Here is a 7,888-nt window from a genome sequence, read left to right as displayed (position 1 = left end):
ATGAAACACACTATTATAATACTATTTATTTTAAGCATACACATATATGCCCAAGAAACTAATTCAATAAAATTTAAAATGGACACATACGAAACAAATACAAAATTAAAATGGAATTATAATCCTTTTAAAAATTATGAAACAGACAGATATTTTTCTTCATGGGCTGACCCTAATGCATATAACAGCAGTTTTTTACTAGGAACAATTTTTAATATAAAAGAGATGTACCCAAACCCTAATTTCAAATTTGATGATATTGATTTTTTTTATCAGCCTACACTTGCAACAGAAGTAACACCTATATCATTTAAATATATGGATATACATAGATTCAAAATTGGTGTTGGATTTTTAACACACTTTTTCTTGTCTAAATATAAAAATGGTACTAGTCAATATTATGGACAAAGTTTAATGTATGGTACTTATATGCAAGTAGAAACTTTTTTTGACTATATATATGATGATACATTAAGATTTAGATTTAGCCCTTTAAGGCATATATGTGCACATATTGCTGGAGATATACTTGGAGATGAAACTCTATATAATAGAGAAACAGAAGAGTTTAGAGATAGCGGTTTTGAACAGATGCAATTTTCTTTGCATTACAAATATTCTTGGTTTACATTTTATGGTGGAAGTTATTTTGCAATTACTGGATTTAAAAAATCAAATTTTGTTAATTTATTTGGCATATTTTCTGGTATTGATTTTAGAGTGCCAATATGGGGAGAAATTAGTTTTATAAGTAGTATATATTTGGCAGCGAACTTAGATGAAATAAATACTGTAAAAAGAGAATATAATAGCTACACTATACTAGACTCTTATAATGAATGGACTCCAAGTATAGCTATAGGTATTGGTTTTGAGATATATAGAATAACTGTAGGTGTAAAATACGAATATGCACGTTCAAAACAATTATACGCCTACAGAAGCATGGAAAACAAAATAGGAATAGAAGCAAGTTTATACTTATAATCTTGACAATTTTTAAAAATCTTTTATTCTATATATATTAATTTTTTATATTCTTTTGATAGGAAATATACACTTGAAAAAAGATATTAACGAAGAATACAAAGGTCCTGTAAGCGTATACCTAAAACAAATAGGTGAAATACGCAGACTCACAAAGGAAGAAGAATTAGAATTATGGCAGCGTCTTGAAGTGTGCCGAGATAATAAAAATAAATTAATAGATGAGGACGAAGAAAAGTATTCTAAAGAAATTGAAGAGATTGATAAAGAAATAGATTCTATTCAGCATAAATTAGTAAAATCAAATTTAAGGCTAGTTATAAGTATTGCAAAGAGATATTATAATAGCGGAGTTCCTTTTATAGATATAATAGATGAGGGAAATATTGGTTTAATAGAGGCTGTAAAGAGGTTTGAATATAGAAAAGGATTTAAATTTTCTACTTATGGAGTGTGGTGGATAAAACAAAGTATTGTTAAAGAAATATCCAGCAAAAGACATATTATAAGATTTCCAATGCATATAGCTAGATTAATAAAAAAAAGCATACAAATATCTAAAAACCTTACACAACAGCTTGGAAGAGAGCCTTCAATAGATGAAATAGCTAAAGAAATGAAAATAGACAGAAAAACTCTCTCTTCTATAATAGTATTCACACAAGAAACTGCTAGTGTAGACTCTTTCTTTAAAAACTCTGATAATAATGATATGACTTCTTTTATTGAAGATAAAAACTTTCCTTCACCTCATCAAGATGCTTTTATGGAAAGTTTAAGAGATACTTTAACCGAAGCATTAAAAGCTCTAGATGAAAAAGAAAGAACTGTAATTATAGAAAGATTTGGACTCTACGGAAAAGAGCCTAAAACATTGGAAGATACAGGAAAAGAACTAAATATCACAAGAGAGAGAGTAAGACAAATACAAATAAAAGCACTAAAAAAACTATCCGGTCTTAACCTATCAAAAGAATTAAAAAGCTTCCTTTGGGATTAACATATTGCACGATTAATACACTTTTAATTATTTTTTTATAAAACATTTTTATTATTATCCGAATTAATTGCATATATTGAAAAAATTCTAAGGATATCATGTATGCCAAACGAAATAAAAACAAAATTAAAACCAGTGATAATAATTCTTTTAGTATTAATAGTAGCAGTTGCAGGATTTTTTATTGTAAGAAGTATATTAAATAGTAAAGGAATGCCAAATCTAGATTTCCCAGAAACAAACACAACTGAAACAACTGATACTACAATAGATGATATATTCGGTGAAGATCTTACTCAAGAAGAAAAAGATTTCTTATCTACAAATCAAACTATTGACCCTACTATAACAGAAACTAATATAAATAATAATGGTATAGCATTAACAGATGATGGTTTATATGAAGCTAATAATAATAACAATATACCAGATATAGCACCAGAGCCTACTAAAAAACCTTCTTCTGGAAGTTCAGCATATATTTATGATACGACAGGTACTGTAGTTGTAGAACCTAATATGGGAAACAATCAAACATTGAATAATACAGTAAATAATAATCAAGCTGTTAATATAAGCTCTTTTATTATAAATTATAATGACAGATTTGTTGCTTCTAGAAGTGAGCCATTATTAATAACTTTGGCTGTAAAAACACCACCTCAAGGTAAATTTGCTAGAATAAGATTTTATGCTAGAAGAATAGATGACAATTATAATATTTTAAGCAGAGATTTAATATTCTATCTTCCAAAAATATATGTTATAGAAGGACAAGCACAAACTCAATTCTATTTTGCAGGAAGAAAATCTCCATTAAGCGGAGGACAATATTTACCTAAAGGAAGATATTTATTATATGCTGAAGCAGAAATAACAGATTCTAATGGAATGCCTGTTGGAAAAACTGGAAGATATCCTCAGCCTCAATGGAATTATGTTATAACATTAAAATAAAAAATAAACTTAAATAAAAAATTAAGCTCTGGAAAAAAACATCATTCCAGAGCTTTTTATTTTTTAAACATAAACAAAAATTATAATGCTTTTTTTATATTATACTCTTCAAGCTCTAGCATAGCATTAATTATCATATCTTTAGTAATAGGATAAGGAGAAACCTCCAAATCTTTTGAAGCATATGCCCCCTCTAAAACTCTTGATAAGTCATCATTTTCTAAACTTATATCTTTTATGCCTATAGATTTTATTGAAGTTGGGAGGGATAAAGATTTATTAAAATTAAAAACTTTTTCAAGTTCATCAAATTTTTTATCCATAGTTAAAAGCAAGAGTATACCATAAGCGACAAGCTCTCCATGAAAATACTTCTCACCTATTTCCTTTATTCTTGTAAGTCCGTTATATACAGCATGGGGCAATGATATATGATAATCATCTCTCATTGTAACCGATGTAAGTCCTGTAGTATATACTATATGCAAAACTACTCTATTAAAATCATCAGTAGACTTTTTATTTTTAAAATCATTAAAAGCTTTTAGAGAATATTTTATTATATCATTAGAACATTCTTTTATTATTTCATAGCCTAAAAAATCTTTATAATTAAGAGATTCATTTCTTGTAGAAAATAAAGTTTCATATTGTTTAGATAAAGCATCTCCCATACCCGCAACAAAATATCTCTCAGGAGAGTTTAATATAATATCAGTATTGATAAAAGTATGAATAGCAGGTCTTTTTTGAGTATATAAGTTTTTATAAGAATCATCACTATTATACATAACAGATAAACTTGTAACAGCCGCACAATTAGAAGCTAATGTAGGAAATGTAAATAAAGGCTTATTTATCATATCACAAAGTGTTTTCACTGTATCAACACAACGTCCCCCACCAACAGCAAAAATCATATCCGCCTCTTTTATCTCTTTAATATTTTTAAGCATCTCAACATTCTCATAGCTCGCAACACCACCATAATAAATTTCAGCAGTTACCTTTATATTTTTTAAGCTCTTTAATAAAATATCTCTTGAAGCATTTAAAGATTTTTGTCCCGAAATAATAACAGCATTAGAGCCATAATTGTTACATATATCATCTATATAATTATATGCATCGCTTCCAATAGTATAATTTGGTAAAAATAAACTTTCCATAAATATATCCTTATAATAATAATATACTATTTTCTCTCAGATATCCTCTCATCATATATGATCACTTTATTTCTGCCTTGATGTTTGGCCTCATACATAGCCATGTCTGATTCTTTTACACTTTGAAATATTGATGTTTTTGAATTATGCCTATATTCAGATATGCCTATGCTTATAGTAATTTTTATATCTTGAGATTCATAATTAAAAACTTTATTTTCAACAGTTCTTCTAATCCTCTCTCCAACAGTAAATGCTTCATCTTTATTCGTATTAGGACAAATAATAATAAACTCTTCGCCTCCGTATCTAAAAGAAATATCACTTCTTCTTAGTATATTATCAGATGACGAAGTTAATAAACGTCCTATTTCATGCAACACCAAATTACCGCAATCATGCCCATATATATCATTGACATTTTTAAAATGATCCAAATCCATAAATATAAGTGATATAGTATATTTATAACGTTTAGCTCTTTCAGCTTCCTCTTCTATAACTTTATAAAAATATCTTATATTATATAAATTGGTAATATGGTCAATTATTGATTGTTCGTTTAATATATCTATTTCTTTTTTTAACTCTTTGATAAATCTATCTTTTTCTATAGATGATTCGAGTTCTATATTATCTATACTAAGCCTTATATTTCTTATTTTTAATTTAAGAATTATATCATATAAAGTGTATATATCCACTATTCCTATAGGAAAATCTTTATCATCAACAACAATAGCATAATCTAGTTTTTTATCTATCATCATATTAAATACATCATTAGTATTTGTATTAAATGGAACTTTTATATAATTTTTAGTAACTAGTTTTGATATATCTTGATTAGCAAGACAACCTATATTCTTTTTTTTCATTTGCTTTGCTAAAACAGCGAACAAATCATTATATGTAACAACGCCAAAAATTTTCTTATTTGAATTTGTGATGATAAATAGTTTTGGAGGATTTTTAGATGATATAGCAACTAAATCTTGAAAAGTAGTATTTTTATATATTATTTTGACATTATCAGCCTTAATGTAATTTATTATATCAACATGCATATAACAAGCCTTTAATCAAAAAAAATATTAATAATACCAAATTAATTTTAACATAAAGTCATATTTTTTCAATTATTTTTTTAGCTTATTTTGAAGCTGCATTGTGTTTCTCTCCCAAAAGATGTTACCTGTATATCCTTGTATTTCTTTGTTTTTTTGAGCGAGTTCTATTCTTTTTTCTGCCCAAGCACAGTATGCTGGGTTTTGTTCTATGCCTGAGTAGTTTCTGCCTAATTTTTTAGCTACAACTGAAGTAGTGCCGCTTCCCAAAAAAGGGTCAAATACAAAATCATTTTCATTTGAGCTAGCCAATATTAATTTTGCTATTAATTTTTCTGGTTTTTGAGTTGGATGTGCTGTATTTTCTGGCATTGACCAATAAGGAATAGATATATCGTCCCAAAAATTAGATGGGCAAGTATCTCTAAAGTTTCCGTTTTCTGTTTCTATCCAATCTTTTGGTTTTCCTTCAATTTTGTATGGAGCTATTACTTTTCTTCTTATCTTTACTCTATCTATATTAAAAGTATATTTATTTGATACTGTAGCAAACCATATATCTTCCATTCCATTTTTCCAATTATTTTTTGCCCCTCTCCCCTTCTCTCTCTGCCAAGTAATTCTATTTTGTATTTTAAAATATTTCTCTAATACATTTCCTATAATGAGGCTTGACTTCCAATCGCAGCATACATAAACTGTGGCATTTTCTTTTAGTATAGGAATAATACTTTCTATCCATAGATGAGTATATTTATCATAGCTTAAATTATCTCTGTCTTTAAACTTATATCCATGATAGTTTTTTGATATATTATAAGGAGGATCAACTATCATTAAATCAGCTATATTTTTTTCTATTTTTTTTAATACATCAAAAGTATCACCGTTTATAGTTTTATTTATAATATCTTCTTTTTTGTATTCTTTTATATTATCACTATCTATAATACATTTATTTAAATATGCTTTTCCTTCTTCAGTATTTATATCAAAATCAATAGTTTTATTTTTTACCGATTTAACTTTTGCATCCATGCTATTATATTATTCCCATTCTATAGTAGCAGGCGGTTTTGAAGATATATCATAAACAACGCGGTTAATACCTTTAACTTCGTTTATTATTCTGTTTGATATTATACCCAAAACATTATAATCAATTTTAGCCCAATCAGCAGTCATAGCATCAACACTCTCAACACATCTTACAGCACAAACCTGCTCATAAGTTCTGCCATCACCCATAACACCAACACTTTTTACAGGAAGAAGTATAGCAAAAGACTGCCATAATTTTCTATAAAGTCCAGCCTTTTTTATCTCGCTTACAACTATATCATCAGCCTCTTGAAGTATTTTTACTCTCTCCTCTGTAATGTCCCCAAGTATTCTTACTGCTAAACCAGGACCAGGGAAAGGCTGCCTATAAACTATATCTTCTGGAAGCTTTAATTCTAAACCTATCTCTCTCACTTCATCTTTGAATAATTCTCTGAAAGGCTCTAAAAGTTCAAATTTCATATCCTTTGGAAGTCCGCCTACATTATGATGGCTTTTTATAACCGCAGAACTTCCTCTTAATGATACACTCTCTATAACATCAGGATAAAGTGTTCCCTGTGCTAAAAATCCTACATTTTCTATCTTTTTAGCTTCATCATTAAATACGCTTACAAATTCATGTCCTATTATTTTTCTCTTTTGCTCAGGGTCTGTAACTCCTGCTAACTTATCCAAAAATCTCTTTGAAGCATCAACATAAATTAAATCAATATTGAAATTATCTCTAAATACTTCAACAACCTTTTTATCTTCATCTTTTCTTAATAGTCCATTGTTAACAAATATACATTTTAATTGCTTTCCTATAGCTTTTTCTATGAGCACTGCAGCCACAGAAGAATCAACCCCGCCAGAAAGTCCTAATATTACATTTTTATCGCCTACAGTTTCTTTTATTCTTTTTATTTCATATTCTATAAAAGAACCCATATTCCAATTTCTTTCACACTTACAAATATTAAACAAAAAGTTTTCTATTATTTTTATTCCGTTTTCTGTATGAACCACTTCAGGGTGAAACTGTATAGCATAAATATTTTTTTCTTTATTTTCTATAGCAGCAAGTTCAGTATTTGGAGTTTTAGCTATAAGTTCAAAACCTTCTGGTATAGATTTAATACTGTCTCCATGACTCATCCACACAATATTATTTTTACCAAATGATTTAAATATGCTTTCATGATTAGTAATTTCAATTTCAGCTTTTCCATATTCTCTTTTGTCAGCACTTTCAACTTTTCCGCCCATAGAATAAACTATTATCTGCATACCATAGCATATTCCTAGTATAGGCACACCAAGTTCAAATAACTTTTTATCTACTTTAGGAGCATCTTCTTCATATACGCTTGAAGGCCCCCCTGAAAGTATTATTGCTTTTGGATTAAACTCTTTTATAAAATCTATTGAAACATGAAATGGGTGAATCTCTGAATAAACATTTAATTCTCTTATTCTTCTTGTAATAAGCTGTGTAAACTGAGAGCCAAAATCTAGTATTAAAACTTTATCAATATTGTTTTGCATATTTTCCTCTTTTTTAAAATAAAAACATGATTTATGATTTATTTAAGATTAATTAGACAATATTATATTAAAACAATAAAATTTCAATTAATAGTTATCATAATATATAGATT

Annotated in this window: 7 protein-coding genes; 3 read left to right on the top strand and 4 right to left on the bottom strand. The window is 27.8% G+C overall.

Annotated features, from left to right (window positions below):
• The 3 genes from E6A48_RS03765 to E6A48_RS03755 form a co-directional block, all read left to right on the top strand.
• A partial coding sequence (locus E6A48_RS03765; protein ID WP_219708685.1) for a hypothetical protein occupies positions 1-990 on the top strand: 990 nt, incomplete at its 5' end.
• Positions 991-1,063: 73 nt separating this feature from the next.
• Positions 1,064-1,990 (top strand): sigma-70 family RNA polymerase sigma factor, encoded by a 927-nt coding sequence (locus E6A48_RS03760; protein ID WP_219695250.1) that lies wholly within the window; start codon positions 1,064-1,066, stop codon positions 1,988-1,990.
• 102 nt (positions 1,991-2,092) lie between these two features.
• On the top strand, positions 2,093-2,947 hold the full coding sequence (locus E6A48_RS03755; protein ID WP_219708683.1) for a hypothetical protein: 855 nt from the start codon (positions 2,093-2,095) through the stop codon (positions 2,945-2,947).
• Between the two features lie 80 nt (positions 2,948-3,027).
• Here the strand turns inward: E6A48_RS03755 and E6A48_RS03750 are convergent, their stop codons facing one another.
• From E6A48_RS03750 to guaA, 4 genes are all read right to left on the bottom strand, one after another.
• Positions 3,028-4,116: an iron-containing alcohol dehydrogenase family protein gene (locus tag E6A48_RS03750; protein WP_219708682.1), complete on the bottom strand. Its 1,089-nt coding sequence runs from the start codon at positions 4,114-4,116 to the stop codon at positions 3,028-3,030.
• 26 nt (positions 4,117-4,142) lie between these two features.
• Positions 4,143-5,183 (bottom strand): diguanylate cyclase, encoded by a 1,041-nt coding sequence (locus E6A48_RS03745; RefSeq protein WP_219708681.1) that lies wholly within the window; start codon positions 5,181-5,183, stop codon positions 4,143-4,145.
• 72 nt (positions 5,184-5,255) lie between these two features.
• Entirely contained in the window at positions 5,256-6,221 is a 966-nt protein-coding gene (locus E6A48_RS03740) for a DNA-methyltransferase (protein ID WP_219708680.1), read from the bottom strand.
• A gap of 9 nt (positions 6,222-6,230) precedes the next feature.
• On the bottom strand, positions 6,231-7,775 hold the full coding sequence (gene guaA / locus E6A48_RS03735) for a glutamine-hydrolyzing GMP synthase (protein ID WP_219708679.1): 1,545 nt from the start codon (positions 7,773-7,775) through the stop codon (positions 6,231-6,233).
• Positions 7,776-7,888: the final 113 nt, after the last annotated feature.

This window comes from Brachyspira pilosicoli, assembly GCF_019402445.1.
GTDB classification, from domain to species: Bacteria; Spirochaetota; Brachyspiria; order Brachyspirales; family Brachyspiraceae; genus Brachyspira; species Brachyspira pilosicoli_B.
This window is presented reverse-complemented; position numbering and strand designations above follow the sequence as displayed.

Bases quoted from the DNA above. Each gene is read 5' to 3' on its own strand.
- E6A48_RS03745 (WP_219708681.1), bottom strand. From the start codon at position 5,183: ATGCATGTTGATATAATAAATTACATTAAGGCTGATAATGTCAAAATA.
- E6A48_RS03750 (WP_219708682.1), bottom strand. From the start codon at position 4,116: ATGGAAAGTTTATTTTTACCAAATTATACTATTGGAAGCGATGCATAT.
- E6A48_RS03740 (WP_219708680.1), bottom strand. From the start codon at position 6,221: ATGGATGCAAAAGTTAAATCGGTAAAAAATAAAACTATTGATTTTGAT.
- E6A48_RS03755 (WP_219708683.1), top strand. From the start codon at position 2,093: ATGCCAAACGAAATAAAAACAAAATTAAAACCAGTGATAATAATTCTT.
- guaA (WP_219708679.1), bottom strand. From the start codon at position 7,775: ATGCAAAACAATATTGATAAAGTTTTAATACTAGATTTTGGCTCTCAG.